Origin of the sequence: Microbacterium sp. NPDC056052 (assembly GCF_042266785.1) — a bacterium.
Classification (GTDB): domain Bacteria; phylum Actinomycetota; class Actinomycetes; order Actinomycetales; family Microbacteriaceae; genus Microbacterium.
This window is the reverse complement of the sequence record NZ_JBHJWV010000004.1, coordinates 105109-121983: the sequence shown is the minus strand read 5'-3', so window position 1 is coordinate 121983 and position 16875 is coordinate 105109. Positions and strand designations below refer to the sequence as shown.

General features: G+C 69.1%; 18 protein-coding genes. 6 read left to right on the top strand and 12 right to left on the bottom strand.

Annotated features, from left to right (window positions below):
• Positions 1 to 90: 90 nt before the first annotated feature.
• Positions 91 to 549, bottom strand: a complete 459-nt coding sequence (locus ACFC1J_RS09505; protein ID WP_375904707.1) for a hypothetical protein — start codon at positions 547 to 549, stop codon at positions 91 to 93.
• Positions 550 to 756: 207 nt separating this feature from the next.
• Between ACFC1J_RS09505 and ACFC1J_RS09500 the strand changes: the two genes are divergently transcribed.
• Positions 757 to 1185, top strand: coding sequence for an NUDIX hydrolase (locus ACFC1J_RS09500; RefSeq protein WP_375904705.1), 429 nt, complete (start codon positions 757 to 759; stop codon positions 1183 to 1185).
• A gap of 268 nt (positions 1186 to 1453) precedes the next feature.
• On the opposite strand, the gene ACFC1J_RS09495 is transcribed toward ACFC1J_RS09500, so the two are convergent.
• Both ACFC1J_RS09495 and ACFC1J_RS09490 read right to left on the bottom strand, forming a co-directional pair.
• Positions 1454 to 1903: an aminoacyl-tRNA deacylase gene (locus tag ACFC1J_RS09495; protein WP_375905289.1), complete on the bottom strand. Its 450-nt coding sequence runs from the start codon at positions 1901 to 1903 to the stop codon at positions 1454 to 1456.
• Between the two features lie 68 nt (positions 1904 to 1971).
• Positions 1972 to 2481 (bottom strand): DNA helicase, encoded by a 510-nt coding sequence (locus tag ACFC1J_RS09490; RefSeq protein WP_375904703.1) that lies wholly within the window; start codon positions 2479 to 2481, stop codon positions 1972 to 1974.
• 130 nt (positions 2482 to 2611) lie between these two features.
• Here ACFC1J_RS09490 and ACFC1J_RS09485 point away from each other — a divergent pair, with 130 nt between their 5' ends.
• Both ACFC1J_RS09485 and ACFC1J_RS09480 read left to right on the top strand, forming a co-directional pair.
• Positions 2612 to 3169 (top strand): peptidylprolyl isomerase, encoded by a 558-nt coding sequence (locus ACFC1J_RS09485; RefSeq protein WP_375904701.1) that lies wholly within the window; start codon positions 2612 to 2614, stop codon positions 3167 to 3169.
• Between the two features lie 28 nt (positions 3170 to 3197).
• On the top strand, positions 3198 to 4088 hold the full coding sequence (locus ACFC1J_RS09480) for a rhomboid family intramembrane serine protease (RefSeq protein ID WP_375904700.1): 891 nt from the start codon (positions 3198 to 3200) through the stop codon (positions 4086 to 4088).
• Positions 4089 to 4342: 254 nt separating this feature from the next.
• On the opposite strand, the gene ACFC1J_RS09475 is transcribed toward ACFC1J_RS09480, so the two are convergent.
• Entirely contained in the window at positions 4343 to 4582 is a 240-nt protein-coding gene (locus ACFC1J_RS09475) for a cell division protein CrgA (protein ID WP_375904698.1), read from the bottom strand.
• 77 nt (positions 4583 to 4659) lie between these two features.
• On the opposite strand from ACFC1J_RS09475, the gene ACFC1J_RS09470 reads away from it, so the two are divergent.
• Together ACFC1J_RS09470 and ACFC1J_RS09465 are read left to right on the top strand one after the other, a co-directional pair.
• Positions 4660 to 5448 (top strand): class E sortase, encoded by a 789-nt coding sequence (locus ACFC1J_RS09470; RefSeq protein WP_375904696.1) that lies wholly within the window; start codon positions 4660 to 4662, stop codon positions 5446 to 5448.
• Positions 5448 to 5621, top strand: a complete 174-nt coding sequence (locus tag ACFC1J_RS09465; protein ID WP_375904694.1) for a hypothetical protein — start codon at positions 5448 to 5450, stop codon at positions 5619 to 5621. The genes ACFC1J_RS09470 and ACFC1J_RS09465 overlap by 1 nt, the downstream gene beginning before the upstream one ends.
• 60 nt (positions 5622 to 5681) lie before the next feature.
• Here ACFC1J_RS09465 and ACFC1J_RS09460 read toward each other — a convergent pair whose 3' ends face one another.
• The gene (locus tag ACFC1J_RS09460) at positions 5682 to 6641 is read right to left on the bottom strand and encodes a helix-turn-helix transcriptional regulator (protein WP_375904692.1); all 960 of its coding nucleotides are present in this window, start codon (positions 6639 to 6641) and stop codon (positions 5682 to 5684) included.
• 80 nt (positions 6642 to 6721) lie between these two features.
• Between ACFC1J_RS09460 and ACFC1J_RS09455 the strand changes: the two genes are divergently transcribed.
• On the top strand, positions 6722 to 7681 hold the full coding sequence (locus tag ACFC1J_RS09455; RefSeq protein ID WP_375904690.1) for an alpha/beta fold hydrolase: 960 nt from the start codon (positions 6722 to 6724) through the stop codon (positions 7679 to 7681).
• Between the two features lie 113 nt (positions 7682 to 7794).
• On the opposite strand, the gene pknB is transcribed toward ACFC1J_RS09455, so the two are convergent.
• The 7 genes from pknB to ACFC1J_RS09420 form a co-directional block, all read right to left on the bottom strand.
• On the bottom strand, positions 7795 to 9495 hold the full coding sequence (gene pknB, locus ACFC1J_RS09450; RefSeq protein ID WP_375905286.1) for a Stk1 family PASTA domain-containing Ser/Thr kinase: 1701 nt from the start codon (positions 9493 to 9495) through the stop codon (positions 7795 to 7797).
• A 66-nt stretch (positions 9496 to 9561) separates the two neighbouring features.
• On the bottom strand, positions 9562 to 11313 hold the full coding sequence (locus tag ACFC1J_RS09445) for a serine/threonine protein kinase (protein ID WP_375904688.1): 1752 nt from the start codon (positions 11311 to 11313) through the stop codon (positions 9562 to 9564).
• A complete protein-coding gene (locus tag ACFC1J_RS09440) occupies positions 11310 to 12773 on the bottom strand; it encodes a peptidoglycan D,D-transpeptidase FtsI family protein (RefSeq protein WP_375904686.1) in 1464 nt (487 codons plus the stop codon). The genes ACFC1J_RS09445 and ACFC1J_RS09440 overlap by 4 nt, the downstream gene beginning before the upstream one ends.
• A 63-nt stretch (positions 12774 to 12836) precedes the next feature.
• Positions 12837 to 14234 carry an FtsW/RodA/SpoVE family cell cycle protein gene (locus ACFC1J_RS09435; protein WP_375904684.1) on the bottom strand — a complete coding sequence of 466 codons (1398 nt, stop codon included), beginning with the start codon at positions 14232 to 14234 and terminating at the stop codon, positions 12837 to 12839.
• Positions 14231 to 15481: a PP2C family protein-serine/threonine phosphatase gene (locus tag ACFC1J_RS09430; RefSeq protein ID WP_375904682.1), complete on the bottom strand. Its 1251-nt coding sequence runs from the start codon at positions 15479 to 15481 to the stop codon at positions 14231 to 14233. The genes ACFC1J_RS09435 and ACFC1J_RS09430 overlap by 4 nt, the downstream gene beginning before the upstream one ends.
• Positions 15482 to 15490: 9 nt before the next feature.
• Positions 15491 to 16009, bottom strand: a complete 519-nt coding sequence (locus ACFC1J_RS09425) for an FHA domain-containing protein (protein ID WP_375904680.1) — start codon at positions 16007 to 16009, stop codon at positions 15491 to 15493.
• Positions 16010 to 16060: 51 nt separating this feature from the next.
• On the bottom strand, positions 16061 to 16789 hold the full coding sequence (locus ACFC1J_RS09420) for an FhaA domain-containing protein (protein WP_375904678.1): 729 nt from the start codon (positions 16787 to 16789) through the stop codon (positions 16061 to 16063).
• Positions 16790 to 16875: the final 86 nt, after the last annotated feature.

Below are 16875 nucleotides of genomic sequence, written 5' to 3'. Positions count from 1 at the left end.
CGGATCTCATCCCCCACGGCTCAGGTCGCAGTATCTGCGGCGAATCGGCCCCCGATCGCGCAGAGATCGCGACCTGAACGAACGCGCGGCTCACTCCGCGGGCGCGGCCTTGCGGATGCGCTCGCCGAGGAAGGCGAGGTCGGTGGCGGAGAGCGCGGTCACGGCATAGGAGACCGGCCACACGGCGCCCTCGTCGAGCCGGGCGGGCCACTCGAACTCGAACGTGGCGTAGCGCACCTTGAACTTGGCCTTGGGCTTGAAGAAGCAGACGACCTTGCCGGCGCCGTTGGCCCAGGCCGGCATGCCGTAGTACGTACGGGGCACGAGATGCGGGGCGTTCTCGGCGACCAGCCGGTGCAGGGCCTCGGCCAGTGCGCCGTCCTCGCCATCCATCTCGGCGATCTTGGCCATCACGTCGGCCTCGCCGGCGGCGCGGGCCTCCTCGGCGGAGATCTTCTTCCGCGCGACGCGGGTGCGGCTCTCCTTCGCGGCCTCCTTCACGGCGGCGCGCTCGAACTCGGTCAGCACGGGGGCGGTGTTCTCGGTCATGACATCCTCCTATCGGCGCCCCGCGGATCCGGGGACATCGTCAGCCTATGAACGCGCGCGGACGGGCGCTTCTTCAGAACTGATCGATCGGCGGCACACCTCGCGCCGGTTCCCGGGGGCTCGCCGCGCATCCGGCAACGCGCACGGCAGAGGGCGGCGCCTGCGCTCACCGCGCCATACCGGCTGTGACGTCCTAGGGTGTGAACCATGGACATGCGCGTCGCGGCATACGCGGTCATCGTCGACGAAGATCGACGGGTGCTGCTGGCGCGGTGGACCGAGGGACGACGCGTGTCGTGGACCATGCCGGGAGGCGGTCTGGAGCCGGGCGAGGATCCCGAGGCCGCCGTCCGCCGCGAGGTGCGCGAGGAGACCGGCTACAAGGTGGTCGTCGACGAGCTGCTCGGGATCCACTCCCGAGTCATCCCCGCCCGCCGCAGGGTCACGCCCGGCGCGACCGAGCCGCTGCACACGCTGCGGATCGTGTACCGCGCGCGGATCATGAGCGGGCGGCTCCGTTTCGAGAAGAACGGATCCACCGACATGGCCGCCTGGTACGCGCTCGACGAGGTCGCCGGCCTGCAGCGCGTGCGACTCGTCGACATCGCCCTCGGCATGGCCGGCCGGATCGGCTGACCTCAGCGCAATACCTCGACCAGGGCGATCCACGAGTTCACGATCGCCACGACGAGGGCGAGCGGCGAACCCGTGGCGGCGAGCAGCAGACCGCCGGCTGACCCGCGAGCAGGAACACGCCGCCGCCGGCGTACGCCACAAGCGGAAGGAACCCAGAGCCGCCCGGGGCAGCGAGCCGCCGTGCCCGGGTCGTGCCGCGGCGAGAGGACCGTGTGCACCGGGAACGCCGTCGCGGCAGCGGTGGGCGTTCAGCGAACGGGTGTGCGGATCACTCCGGCTCGGAGATGTCGGCGACGGTCGCGTCGTACGCGGAGAGGAGGGCGTCGCCGTCGACGAACAGGCTGTACCCGTGCGCGCCGGCGCCCATCGCGATCCGCCGACCGCGGATCGTCTCATCCGCGAACACCGGCCACGCGGTGGTGCTGCCGATCGGGACGATCGTTCCGCGCTCGTAGCCGGTCGCGGCCAGCGCGACGGCGGGATCCGGAAGCTTCAGCCGGTTGACGCCCACCAGGGCGCGCAGCTTCGGCCAGGAGATCTTGCGCCCGCCGGGGATCAGCGCGAACAGGAACGTGTCGTCGCTTCGCTTGACCACGAGCGTCTTCACGATGCCGGACGGATCCAGGCCGAGCAGGGCCGCGGCCTCAGGGAGGCTGTTGGCGGCCGGGCGCTGCCGGATCTCGATGTCGAGGCCGCGTTCGGCCGCGGCATCGCGCACGCGGGCGTGCGGATCCGACCGGTCCGCGCGCCCTTCGGCGGGCTCAGGGACCGGTGAAGCGGAGGCGCTCACGCCTCGGGAGCGTTCAGCGGGTCGTCCGCGACCCAGAGCTCGTCGTCGGCGCGCAGCGCCTGCCAGGCCGCGACCAGGACGCCCACGGCGGCCGCGGCGCCGAGGACGATCGCGATCACGGCGCCGATGCCGAGGCCGCTCTTGCGCTCGGCCGGCACGGCGAGCACGGCGCGCGGGGTGTGCGCGGTTCCGGTGCGCTTCGCGTTCGCGATGTCCCATGCGGTGAGGGCGGATCCGACGACGCCGCCGATCGCCGGGACGACCTTGTGGTCGACGACGTCGCGGGAGAACTTGACGCCCTTGTCCACGACCGGGACCACACGGTGCTCGTACACGTCCTGCACCGTGGGCACGACCTGCTCGCGGCGGAAGTTGTCGAGCTGGCGACCCGCCTCACGGGCGATGCCGGCGGCCTCGCCGACGACGACCTGCTGGGCGGCCCACAGCTTGGCGGCCTCGCTCTGCAGCTGACGGAGTTCCTTCTGACGCTTGCGGCTCAGGCTCACGATGCCCTCCCAATCGAAACGGGGTTCGGACTCACCATCTTGCCAGACAAGCTCCTGAGTAGCGGGTGTGCGTCGGAGAAGTTCCTGGAGGAATCAGAGACTGCAGGGGATCCGATGCGAGAATGGACCCATGCCTCACGCCACTCACGTCGCCACGCTGCACACCAACCACGGAGACATCGTCATCAACCTCTACGGTGACCACGCCCCCCGCACCGTGAAGAACTTCGTCGAACTCTCCGACGGCACCGGATCCTGGACGCACCCCGCCACCGGCAAGCCCGGCGAGGGCGCGCTGTACAAGGACGTCATCTTCCACCGGATCATCCCGAACTTCATGATCCAGGGCGGCGACCCGCTCGGGCAGGGCGTCGGCGGCCCCGGGTACACGTTCAACGACGAGATCCACGGCGAGCTGAACTTCAGCGAGCCCTACATCCTCGCGATGGCCAACGCCGGCCTGCGCCGCAACGCCATCACCGGCCAGGCCGAGGGCACCAACGGCTCGCAGTTCTTCATCACGACCGACCCGACCCCGTGGCTGCAGGGCAAGCACACGATCTTCGGCGAGGTCGCGGACGACGCCTCCAAGGCCGTCGTGGACGAGATCGCCGCCGTGCGCACCGGAGCGGGCGACCGTCCGGTCGAGGACGTGGTGCTGCAGTCCGTCGACATCGTCGCGAACTGATCCCGCACCCGGATTCCGGAGCGCACGGATGACGACTTCGGAGTTCCACGCGAATCCCGACAACTTCTGCTACCGGCATCTCGGGCGGCAGAGCTTCGTGCTGTGCCAGCGATGCATGCGCACGATCTGCCCGGAATGCCAGACGCAGGCCCCGGTCGGGGTGATCTGCCCGGAGTGCATGCAGGAGCAGCGGCGCAACCAGACGCCCGCCCAGCGCCGTGCGAACCGGCGCTGGGGAGCGCGGTCGATGACCGCCGTGGGCGGGCGTCCGATCGTGACGTACTGGATCCTCGCGATCACCTCGGCGGTGAGCCTGCTGCAGCTCGTGCCGGGCATCGGCGGGGTGATCACGAACAGCCTGCAATTCTGGGCCGGCAATCTGTATCCGGCCTTGTCCGGGGCGCCGTTCGAGCCCTGGCGCCTGCTCACGGCGCTGCTCGTGCACGGAGGATTCATCCACCTGGGGCTGAACATGCTCGCGCTGTGGATGGTCGGGCAGAGCCTGGAGCCGCTCATCGGCCGTGCGAAGTTCCTCACCCTCTATCTCGTGAGCGGACTCGCCGGTTCCGTCGCCGTCGCGCTGATGTCGCCCGGAACGCCGACCGTGGGCGCCTCCGGCGCGATCTTCGGACTCCTCGCCGCGCTGCTCGTGGTGGGTCGTCATCTCGGAGCGAACGTGATCGGCATTCTTGTCGTGCTCGTGATCAACTTCGTGTACGGCTTCCTCGTCCCAGGGGTGGCCTGGCAGGCGCATGTCGGCGGCGCGGTCGTCGGCGCGTTGGTCGCGCTCATCTACGTTCGCACGAGCGGCCGCGGCACGACGAAGTTCTGGTGGATCGGCCTCGTCTCCGCGCTCGTGCTCGTGTTGCTGGCCGTGGTCGCGATCGTTCCTCCCCTGCTCATCACCGCCGGTCACTGACCGAAAGACCGGAACGGCCCTCGCCTTCGGGCGGGGGCCGTTTGTCGTTCTCCCGGGCGAGGGAATGACAGGCGTGTAATTCTCCCCACATGGGGATAGATCTGTGGATAACTTCGGGGAGGGGATGTGTATATCCATCCCCAGAATGTGGATAACCCCTCGGATCCGTGGACAACCCTGCGGGATACCGGATCCGGAATGCAGAAACGCCCCCGCGCAGGCGGGGGCGTTTCTGAGAACGGGGCGGCGCGGTGTCAGCGCCAGCGCGTGGTCATCAGGAAGCCGATCAGGGCGATGCCGAGACCGATCAGCAGGTTCCAGGACTGCAGGTGCGGGATCGGGTACTGCATACCGGTGATGTAGAAGACCAGGATCCAGGCGAGGCCCAGCAGCATGAAGCCGACCATGACCGGCTTGAACCACACGGCGTTGGGCGCGGCGTCGCCGTCGACCTTCTCTGCGACGGCTTCTTCGGGCTTGCGGGATCGTGCCATGCGCACAGTCTACCCAACGGGTCGCTCAGACATCAGGCTGTCATCCCGCGGCACGGTGCGCTCGATAGGATCGCGGGATGACCGACGCCCCGCGAGCCGCCACGCGCCGTGCCCGCCGAGGCGGACGACCGCGCCGGCGCGCCACGGTCGTGAGCGTGCTCGGCGAGCTGCTGCTGACGGCGGGCGTCGTGGTGCTGCTGTACGCCGCGTGGCAGATGTGGGTGGGCGACATCATCATGAGCGCCGCCGCGAACGACAAGGGGCAGCAGATCTCCCAGGCATGGGCGAAGGAGCCCGTGCCTGCTCTGCCGCCCGTGATCGACGACGGGAACGGCGCGGACAGCGCCCATCCCCGGTACGAACCGCCCGTGATGACCCCGCCCGAGAACGGCGTCCCGTGGGGCGCGCAGATGCACGTGCCGCGGTGGGGATCCGACTACAACGTGCAGATCGCGGGCGGGGTGACCAGGCCCGAAACCCTCGACCATGGCTGGATCGGCGTCTACCCCACGTCCGGGATGCCCGGCCAGCCCGGCAACGTCACGATGGCTGCCCACCGCACCACCTGGGGCAAGCCCTTCAACCAGCTCGACCGGTTGCACCTGAACGACGCGATCGTGATCGAGACGGAGCAGGGGTGGTACACGTATCGGTTCCGCACTCTCGAGTACGTCACGCCCGATAGCGTCGACGTGCTGAACCCCGTGCCGCAGGAGACGGTCGGCGCGGCCGGCGGCCGGTACATCACCCTCACCGCGTGCTCGCCGCTCTACTCGCTCGCCGAGCGCATCGTGGCGTACGGGGTGTTCGAGAGCTTCCAGCCCCGCGCACTGGGCTCCCCGGAATCGTTGAAGGCGGTGAGCTGATGTACGGCGCTCTCTGGCGCATCCTCCCCGGCCCGTGGTGGGTGCGGCTGATCATCGTGCTCATGCTGCTCGCGGCCGTGCTCTACGGCCTGATGTTCTGGGTGTTCCCGTGGGTGAGCCCGTTGATCTCGCCCGGTGACGTCAGCATCGAGCCCGCGCCGACTGCGACCTGATCCGGGGTCGGGTGAGAACTCGGAGGCCGGTCTCCGCCTGTCATCCTCCCGGACGACCTTTCAGTGCCGTGCTGCGGGATGTTCTGGTGGGCCGTAACGGTCGGTGAGCGCAGCACCGATGGTCGCGAGGTGATCGATGACTCCCTGTGGGCTGGAGATCTCGAGCCATTCGACGAGCCCGGCGAGGTGGCCGGCGAGCCCGTACTCGCTGGGCCCGCGGAACACCACTGCGATGCGGCCGTCTGTACCGGCTGCGCCGATGTCGAGGTTGTCGCCCAGTGCGGTGCGAAGGTACTCGAGCCCCTCGGGTGCGCAGGTCGCGCGGACCTCCACCGGCGTGTGCAGACGGTCGGCATCGTCCGTGAACTGACGCCAGCTTTTGGCGAGGTCGAATCCATCCGGGCGCGCGACCGGGTGATCGGTGGCCGCAATGGCCGTGACCCTGTCGATCCGGAATGTCCGCTGGCCGGTATCGGTGTGGGCGACCAGGTACCAGGAGGGTCCTTTCGCCACGATCCCCAGGGGATGAACGATCCTCTCGGTCTCGTTGCCTGCTGCATCGATGTAGCCGAACCGCACCTGAACTCCCCGGATCACGGCGTCCTGCAGCACATCGAGGAAATGAGGCGGGTGAGCGTCGGCGGTGCCGGGCGAGTTCCATCGCCGTGAGTCCACGACCAGCGACGCCGCCGCCGCTTCGGCCTGCGCGCGAAAGGTCTCCGGCAGTGCGCGGACGAGCTTGCGGAGTGCGGCCTTCACCTCGGGCGTCGCCGCCGCCGCCGGCCCCGCGACCAGGAACAGAGCTCGGGCCTCACCCACCGTGAGACCCGAGAGATCGGTGCGGGCGCCACCCAGGAGGCGCCATCCGCCGCCTCGGCCTTGCACGGAGTAGATCGGGATTCCCGCCATGCCCAGGGCATCGAGGTCGCGACGTGCGGTGCGCTCGGACACCTCGAGCTCTTCGGCGACTTCCGCTGCGGTGACCTGATCGCGCCGTTGCAGCATCAGGAGGATGGCCACCAGTCGATCGGATCGCATGCCACAACACTGACAGGTAAACCGGTCGTGGGGTGACCTGTTTACCTGCCTAGCGTGGAATCATGAACTCAGCAACGAATCCGACCTCCTTTCCCGAACCGACGATCATCGCCGTCAACGGCGTCGAGCTGGAGGTGTTCGAGGCCGGCCAGCACAATGCCGGACGACCGATCGTGCTCTGCCACGGCTTCCCCGATCTCGCCTACACCTGGCGCAACCAGGTGCCCGCGCTGGTCGCGGCCGGCTACCACGTGATCGCCCCCAACCAGCGCGGCTATGGCAACTCCTCGCGCCCCGCGGAGGTGGTCGCCTACGACATCGCGCACCTGACCGGCGATCTTGTCGCCCTCCTCGACCACTTCGGCTACGCCGACGCGACCTTCATCGGTCACGACTGGGGGGCGTTCGTGGTGTGGAGCCTGACGCTGTTGCATCCGGAGCGCGTCAGCGGGGTGATCGCGCTGAGCCTGCCGTACCTGGTGCGGGGCGACGTGCCCTGGTTGGACTTCATGGAGGCGGTGCTCGGTAGCGACTACTACTTCGTCCACTTCAACCGAAAGCCGGGAGTCGCCGACGCCGTGTTCGATGCGGACCCGGCACGCTTCCTCAACAACCTGTATCGGAGGAACGAGCCGGTCATGCCGCCCCAGCCCGGCATGGTGCTGATCGAGACCGCTCGCACCGAGACGCCTTCCGGTGACCCGCTGCTCAGTGAGAGCGAACTATCGGTCTACACCGCCGCGTTCGAGAGCTCGGGATTCACCGGAGGCATCAACTGGTATCGGAATCTCAACCGAGCCTGGCATCAGCTGGCCGATGCCGACCCGATCGTCCAGCAGCCTGCGCTCATGATCTACGGTGAACGCGACGCCGTCGCACGGGCCGAACACCTCGCGACGTTCGTGCCCAACGTCGAAGAGACCAGCCTCGACAGCGGGCACTGGATTCACCAGGAGCGGCCCGAGGAGACCAATCGCGCGATCGTGACGTGGTTGAAGGCCCAGGAGGCCAGCGCAGGCTGAGGAGGCATCGAGGCCGGCGAAGAACGTGAGGCCGACCTACGCCCTGCGCCCCGGAATAGCGCGCGGCGTAGGCCGGCCGTCGAACTCTTGGTCGAAGCCGAGTCAGGCTCTGCTCACTTGCCGGTGCAGTAGGTCAGGTCGATCGTCGACAGCACGGGCACATCCCCGGGAGACGCCGACATCGAGGCGACCGTCTTCGGATCCGTGGCCTTGCAGCTCGGGTTCTCGACCGGGTTCGCGGTCAGCCCCAACTGCTGCAGCGTCTGAGTCGCCGAGTCCAGCGTCCAGCCGGTGAGGTTGTTCAGGGTCACCACGCCACTGGCCACGACGAGGTCGACCACGGTTCCCGGCGCGACCTTGGTATCGGCCTGCACGCTCGAGGACAGCACGATGTCGTGCTGCGTGCGGGGGTCGTTCTCCTGGCGGATGGATCCGAGCTGCAGGCCCGCCTTGGAGAGGGCGTCCTTGGCGGCAGTGGCGCCGAGGCCCACGAGCTGCGGGACTGCGACCTCGGCGGCGCCGGAGGAGACGTAGACCGTGACCGACTGGCCCTTGTCCATGTGCGCGCCGGCCTCCGGCTCCGTGCTGACGACCTTGCCCTTGTCGACGGTCGCATCCGCCTGATCGATGCGGATCGCGCGCAGGTCGTTCTTCGCCAGCAGCGCGACCGCGGACTCGTAGGTCTGGCCCGAAAGACTCGGCACCGAGCGCGTGGCGGTCGGCACATCGGCGGTGGGCTTGATCGCGAGCACCCAGATCAGCACGGAGGCCATCAGCACGACGAGCAGCGCGACGCCGGCCCAGATCCACGCCACCGGCGGTCCCGACTGCGTCCGCGTCATGGTCGTGTCGGTGGAGAGCTGGCGCAGTGTGCGCGCGGTCTCCTGCGCGTGCCGCGGGTTCGGGCCGTACAGCTCGCTGGTGAGCGAGGACAGCTGCTTCTTCGTGGGCACGGCGCCGGTCACGGCGTCGTCGAGCGCCGTGCGGAACGAGACGGCATCGGGGAAGCGCTGGAACGGATCCTTCGCCATCGCGCGCAGCACGACGGGATCCAGGGCGCGGATGCGCTCGAGCTCGGCGGCGGGGTGCTCCTCGTCATGCACCTCGCTCGGCGGCAGCGGCGTCTCGCTGACGTGCTGATAGGCGACGGCCACCGGGGATTCCCCGCGGAAGGGCTGGCGTCCGGTGAGCATCTCGTACAGCACGATGCCCGCGGAGTACAGGTCGGTGCGGGCGTCGACCTGCTCGCCCTTGGCCTGCTCCGGCGAGAAGTACGCGGCCGTGCCGATGATCTGCGTGGTCTCGGCGACCGTGGAGGAGGAGTCGGAGACGGCCCGGGCGATCCCGAAGTCCATCACCTTGACCGTGCCGTCCGGGGTCACCTTGACGTTGCCCGGCTTGATGTCGCGGTGCACGACGCCGGCGCGGTGGGAGTACTCCAGCGCCTCGAGGATCCCGTCCGCATAGCGCACGGCGTCGACGGTCGGCACGGGGCCGCGCGCGATGATGTCCTTCAGCAGATCGCCGGGCACGAGCTCCATGACGATGAAGGGCACCGGCTCGGCGGGAGTGCCGCCGGCCTCCGGAGTGCTGTCCTCGCCCGCGTCGAAGACGCGCACGATCGAGGGGTGCGACATGCGCGACGCCGCCTGCGCCTCCATCCGGAAGCGCGTACGGAACGCCGCGTCGCGAGCCAGCTCGCGGTCGAGGATCTTGATCGCGACCTCGCGGCCGAGGGTCAGGTCGTAGCCCCGGTGCACATGTGCCATGCCACCGCGGCCGATGAGGTCATCGACGCGGTAGCGACCGGCCATGACGCGCGTGATCGTCGCCACAGAGGACCCCCCTGGTTCTCTTGTTTCTTCTTGCTTTCGGGCCGCTCAGGGCGTTGGCGATGGTGAGACAGGGCCGGTGCCCGGCACGATCGGATCCGCCATCTGCGGCGACGGACCGCTCTCGCGCTTGCTGTCGCCGCACAGAGCCAGGTAGGTCGCGGTGACCTGTGCTCCCGGCTGATTGGCGATCGAGATCTCGGCGTTGAGCGTGCCGGCGTCGAAGGTCTTCTGGGAAGATCCGTCGCCGACGAACGTCGCGTTGGTGAGGGTCACCACGTAGCCGGACACGTTGCCGGTGCCGCTCGGGCATACGAAGCCGGCCCAGCTCAGCCCCACGGTTCCACCCGCGGTGGCGGGGCCGGCGAGCTTCGGAGCCGAGTCGGGTGCGCCGATCGGCACGAGGTCCCCGTACACCGCCAGCTGAACGACGGTGCCCTTCTTGACGTTGCCGCCGCTGGGATCCGTGCTGTAGACCGTGCCCACCTTGTCCTGCGCCGGGGCGTGGTCGCCCGTGGAACAGGTGCCGTCGAGGCCCGCGCCCTTGAGGGTCTGCACGGCGGCGTCGCACGTCTGCCCGATCAGGCCGAGTGTGCCGAGCGAGACGGTGTCGGCAGTGGGCGTGGGCGTCGGCGTCTTGCTCGGCGTCTTGGAGGGCGTGGTCTGCGAGCTCGTCGTCGACGGAGCGGGCTCCGGCGCCTTCTGATTCGACAGCAGCGCCCACACCGTGCCGCCGAGCACGATGATCAGCAGCGCGATGAGTGCGATGAGCGGCCAGGTCCAGGGGCTGCGCTTCTTCTTCTTCTCCGGGGCCTCGTCGGCCTCGGTCGGGATCTGCGCGGTCGTCGGCATGATCGTCGTCGCGCCCTGCGTCGCGCCGAGGAGCTGCGTCATGGCGTCGTCGCCGGCGGCTCCCGCGACAGCACCGGCGCCCACGACGCCGGCGATGACCGCCGGCACCGCGATCGCGGCCGAGTTCAGGTCGCCGCGGCGCAGCGCCTGGGCGGCGCGGGCGACCGTGGCCGCGGAGCTCGGCCGGTCGGCCGGCTTCTTCGCGATCATGGCCATGACGAGGTTCTGCACGGGCTGCGGCACGGTCGCCGGCAGCGGCGGCGGGGTGTCGTTGATCTGCGCCATCGCGATCGCGACCTGCGACTCGCCCGTGAACGGGCGCTTCCCGGCCAGGCACTCGTACGCGACGATGCCGAGCGAGTAGATGTCGGTGGCCGGCGATGCGGCGTGACCGGAGGCCTGCTCGGGCGAGAGGTACTGCACGGTGCCCATGACCTGACCGGTGGCCGTGAGCGGCACCTGGTCGGCGATGCGCGCGATGCCGAAGTCGGTGATCTTGACCCGGCCGTCCGGGGTGATCAGCAGGTTGCCCGGCTTGATGTCGCGGTGCACGAGGCCCGCGGCGTGCGCGGCCTGCAGCGCGGAGGCGGTCTGCGCGACGATGTCGAGCGTCTTGTCGGCGCTGAGGGATCCCTCGCGCTCGATGATCGTGGAGAGGGCCTCGCCGGGGACGAGCTCCATGACGAGGTAGGCCGAGCCGTTCTCCTCGCCGTAGTCGAACACGCTCGCGATGCCCTCGTGGTTCACGAGGGCGGCGTGGCGGGCCTCGGCGCGGAAGCGCTCGAGGAAGCCAGGATCCCCCATGTACTCGTCCTTGAGGATCTTGATGGCGACGGTCCGGCCGATGACGTGGTCGGTCGCCTCCCACACCTCGCCCATGCCACCGATGGCGATCCGAGACTGCAGCTCGTAGCGACCGCCGAAATGCACACCCTGCGTCGGCCTCATTTCTTCAGCACCGCCTCCATGACCTTCTTGGCAATCGGTGATGCGATCGCATCACCGGATCCGGATTGTCCCTGCCCACCGCCGTCTTCGACGACGACCGCAACGGCGATCTCCGGGTTCGAAGCGGGCGCGAAGCCGGTGAACCACAGCGTGTAGGGGTCCGTGTCACCGTTCTCCGCTGTGCCCGTCTTACCGGCCACGTCGACTCCGTCTATTCTTGCACCCTGCGCCGCGCCGCTTGAGACCGACGCCTGCATGGCGGCGGTGATCGCCGCGGCCTGGTCCGAGCTCATCGCCTGCCCGAACTCGGTGTTCCCGATCTGCTTCAGCACCGACAGGTCGTCGCCGAGGACCTGATCCACCATGCGCGGGTTCATCACGAGGCCGTTGTTCGCGATGCCGGCCGAGACCATTGCCATCTGCAGCGGGGTCGCCCGCACGTCGCCCTGCCCGAAGCCCGTGAGGCCGGTCTTGTCGGCCGAGAGGCTCTTCGGGTACGTGGACGCGGTCGACTCCAGCGGGAGCGAGAACGCCTTGTCGAAGCCGAACTTCTCCGCGGAAGTGCGGATCGCCTTGTCTCCGAGCTGCACGGCGAGCTCGGCCATCGGGACGTTGCAGCTGAACCGGATGGCATCGGCGAGACTCACGGTCTGCCCGTCGCCGGCGGGGCAGGGCCCGCCCCATGAGTTGTGCACCGCGGTGCTGGTGCCCGGCAGCGTGAAAGAGGCGGGGTTCGGGAAGGTCGACTGCATCGTGAACTTGCCGGAGTCGAGCGCTGCGGCGGCCACGACGAGCTTGAACGTGGAGCCGGGCGGGTTCATGTTCCCGCCGATGGCGCGGTTCGACAGCGGCTTGTTCGGGTCGGCGACGAGGCCGTCGTAGGTGGCGTTGGCGGCCTGCGAGTCGTGCACGGCGAGGCTGTTCGTGTCGTAGCCGGGGGTGGAGACCATCGCGAGGATCCGGCCCGTCTTCGGCTCGATCGCGACGACGGCGCCCTGGTAGCCCTGCAGCGCGTCGTAGGCGGCCTTCTGGGCCACTGGGTCGAGGCTGAGGCGCACGTTGGCGCCCTTCTGCGGCTGGCCCGAGACGATGCGTTCGATCGACGAGAGGAAGTTCGAGCCCCCGGTGCCGCTGAGCTCGCTGTTCATGGCCTTCTCGATGCCGGTCGCGCTGCCCAGCGCCGGGTTGTAGTAGCCGGTGACGGCGGACCACATCTGCGGATCCGTGTACACCCGCTGGAAGGAGTACATGTCACCCGACGGCGTCGAGGTCGCGATCGGCGTGTCGCCGGCGAGGATGGATCCGCGCTGGATCTCGTAGCTGTCCAGCCGGGTGCGCCGGTTGGCGTCGTTCTGCGCGAGCGCATCCGCCTGCACGACCTGGATCCAGCTCACCGAGCCGAACAGCGCGAGGAACATGACCAGCACGAGGATGCTGATCCTCCGGAGTTCTTTAGTCATGCGGCACCCCCTGGGGTGTCGTGCTCATCGGTCCCTGAGCGAGCGGAGCGAGACGAAGGGTCGTCATCCGATCACCACCCTGGGTTGGCGGCGCACGCCGTCGGAGATCCGCAGCAGCAGACCGACGATGAGCCAGTTGGCGATGAGGGACGAGCCTCCCGCCGCGAGGAACGGCGTGGTGAGGCCGGTCAGCGGGATCACCCGGGTGACGCCGCCGACCATGATGAAGACCTGCAGGCCGATCGTGAACGAGACGCCCACCGCGAGCAGCTTGCCGAAGTCGTCCTGACCTGCGACGCCGATCCGCAGGCCCCGGCTGACGAACACCATGTACAGGCACAGGACGGCGAACAGGCCGATCAGGCCGATCTCCTCGCCCAGGCTGGTGATGATGAAGTCGCTCTCCGCGACCGGCGTGATCTGCGGGCGCCCCTGGCCGAGGCCCGTGCCGATCAGTCCGCCGTGCGCGAGGCCGAAGATGCCCTGCGTGAGCTGGTAGCTCTGGTCCTCCATGAGGTCGGGGTCGAAGGCGTTGATCCAGGTGTTGAAGCGGTTCTGCACGTAGGTCAGGAACTGCGACACCACGGCGACGCCGATCACCACGCCCACGACGCCGATGAGCACCCAGCTCGTCTTCCCGGTCGCGACGTAGAGCATGACGATGAACATGCCGAAGATGAGCACTCCGGTGCCGAGGTCGTGCTGCGCGACGATGATGGCGAGCGAGATCAGCCAGACCACGATCACGGGCCCCAGTTCGCGCATACGCGGCCAGGTGATGCCGGCGAAGCGCTTGCCCACGGACGACAGGCTCTCCCTCGTGCGCACGAGGTAGCCCGCGAAGAAGATCGCCAGGAAGATCTTCGAGAGCTCGCCCGGCTGGAAGCCGAGCCCGCCGATCGAGATCCAGACGTCGGCGTTCGCGTCGGCCTTGAGGCCGGGGATGAAGGGCAGGATCAGCAGCACGAGGCCCGCCAGCCCGGAGAGGTACGTGTACTTGTACAGCACGCGGTAGTTGCGCAGGAAGATCACGAGGGCGATCGCGCCGGCCACGGAGATCGCCATCCACATGAGCTGCTTGTTGGACGACGCGTTCCAGCCCGTGGCGTGGTTGGCGATGTCGATGCGGTAGATCTCCGCGATTCCGACGCCGGTGAGGAGCGTGGCGATCGGGAGCACGAACGGATCCGCATCGCTCGCGACGAAGCGCAGCACGACGTGCAGGGCGAATACGAGCACGGCGAGCCCGCCGCCGATGAGAAGGATCATCGGATCGATGCGGCCGAGGGCGCCGAGCTGCACGAGGGTGAGAGCCGTGCCCGCGACGACCACGGCGAACAGCAGGAGCCAGAACTCGCGGTTGCGCTGCGTCTGCGGGCCGCGGATCCTCCGCAGCGCGCGCAGCACGGCCGTGTCGGCCGCGACGTCGCCGGCGTGGGGGGCGGGTGCGGTGGCGGTCATGGCGTCTTCCCCGTCCCGGCCGAGGCGCGGAGGCGCCCGACGATGGCCGTCGCGTCGTCGAGGGAGCGTGCGGTGATGGTCTGCTGCACGAGCGACTGGTTGAAGCTGGGCAGGTCGGACATCTTGATGCCGGTGTCCTCGTACACGTGGGAGAGCGAGATCGGTCCGAGGTCCTGCTGGATCCCCTGGAACACCGCGACCGTGTCGGACTCGGAGTCGACCCCCACGAAGTAGCGGGTCTGCGTCCACGCGTAGGCGCCGAAGAGCGCGGCAGCCATGAGCGCGATCACCACGAGGAGGCCGGTGATCCATCCGACCCTGCGGCGCACCGAGCGGCGGTGGTCCTCCTCGATGAGCTCCTCGAGGTAGTCGGCGGCGGGCTCGAAGTGCGTCGGCTCGTTCGCCGCCTGGCGCACGGGGTGCAGCCAGCTCGGGCGTGCCGGGCGCGCGGCGGGCACGATGATGCCCTGCGGGTTCGCCGCGGCGCCGACGACGGTCGCGGATCCGGAGAGCACCGGGTGCTGGCCGCCGACGTCGACGATCACGATCGTGACGTTGTCGGGGGCGCCGCCGTCGAGCGCATACTTCAGCAGGCCGTCCGCGGTGCGCCCGGGGGCCATGCCCAGCCGCAGCGTCTTCTCCATGTGCACTTCGTCGACGACGCCGGAGAGGCCGTCGGAGCACAGCAGCCAGCGATCGCCGGGCAGGGTCGGCATGACGAACATGTCGAGCTCGGGATCCGCGTCCATGTCGCTGAGCACCCGCATGAGCACGGAGCGGCGCGGGTGGTACCGCGCCTCCTCCGGCGTGATCCGGCCCGAGTCGACCAGGCGCTGCACGAACGTGTGGTCGGTGGTGATCTGGGTGAGCGTCTCGTCGCGGTAGAGATAGATGCGGGAGTCGCCGATGTGGCCGATGACGGCGTAGTCGTCGACCATGATGATCGCGTCGAGCGTGGTGCCGAGGCCGGCGAGCTCCGGACGGTCCTTGACGGCGCGGATCATGTCGCCCGCGGCGGTCGTGGCGGCGGCCTGCAGCGAGGCCTCCGCGTCCATGGTCGAGGGGTAGGCGTGGTCGAGGTTCTGCAGCCGGTGGATCGCGAGACTGCTGGCGACGTCGCCGCCCGCGTGGCCGCCCATGCCGTCGGCGACGACGAACAGGTTCGCCCCGGCGTAGCCGGAGTCCTGATTGTTGGAGCGGACCTTCCCGGTGTGGGAGATCGCGGCGCTCGAGCCTTCGAAGACCATGGCCGCCGGTTACGCCCGCAGCTCGAAGGTCGTGGCGCCCACCTTGATGGGGGCGCCGATCGACACGGCGACGGGGGCGCCGACGCGCTCGCCGCTCAGGAACGTGCCGTTCGTGGAGTCGAGATCCTGCAGCATCCACTGGTCGCCCCACAGCAGCAGACGTGCGTGATGGCTGGACGTGTAGTCGTCGCGGATGACCAGCCCGGATTCGCTCGAGCGGCCGATCGACATCGGCTCGGATCCCAGCGGCACCTCGAGGCCGGCCTTGGGGCCCGACGTGATGACGAGCTTGGCGACGGTGGACGTGGTGGCGGGTCCGCCGGGTCTGCTCCTCGGCGCGGCCGGGGCTTTCGCGGGTGCAGGGGCCGGCTTCGCCGCGGGGGCGCTCGCTGCGGCCTCGGCCTGGGGCAGCTTGCGCACGCGCACGCCGAACAGATCCGCGCGGAGCGAATAGACGACCGCGAAGACGAAGAACCACATCAGCACGAGGAAGCCGATGCGCAGGAGGAGGAGCGTCAGTTCACTCATGGCGGCTGCTCCTCGCGGATGGGGCGCTCGTCGCGCTTTCGCGGGCCGCGCTCACGGATTGACCCCGAACGCGCGCGTGGCGTCGCCGCCGCGGCCGCCGCGGACCGGCTCTGAGACGGGCACGACCTCGAACGTCAGGTCCGTGCGGCCGATCGTGATGACCATGCCGCTCTCCAGCTGGGCCTCGCGCACGCGCTGACCGTTGAGCTTGGTGCCGTTGGTGGAGCCGAGGTCGCGGAGCATGGCGTGATCGCCGTCCCACAGCACCTCGGCGTGCTTGCGGCTGGATCCGGCATCGCTGATGGTGATGTCGGCGTCGCTGCCGCGGCCGATGACCGTGCGCGCCTTGGTGACGGGGTAGCGGGCGCCGCCCGTGGTGACGACGGCCTGCCAGGTGACGCGACCGCTGCTGCGCGTGGAGGCGGATTCGACGCGCACGGTGCCCGTGGCGAGCTTGTCGTCGGCTTCGAGGGCGATGTCCACGGGGCCGGAGAAGCTGTATCCCTGCGCGCGGGCGTGCTCCTTGACCAGGACGTGCAGCTCGTCGATGAGGGCGGACCCGAGTCCGTGCATGGCCGTCGCGTCCTCGCCGCTCAGGTGCACGAGGAAGGTGCTGGGCACGATGATGCGGTCGCGGCTGACGACAGCAGCCTTCGTGTCCATCTCGCGACGCAGTGCCGAAGCGATCTCCACGGGCTGGATGCCGCTGCGGAAGGTCTTCGCGAACGCGCTGTTCACAGCGCGCTCGAGACCCTTCTCAAAGCTGTCTAGTAGTCCCACTGGGCTCCCATGGCTCACCGATCGGTAGGGCCATGTTAGCGACACGGCCTGAATGATCCCCCGGACGGCGTGATCCGGCGCCTGCC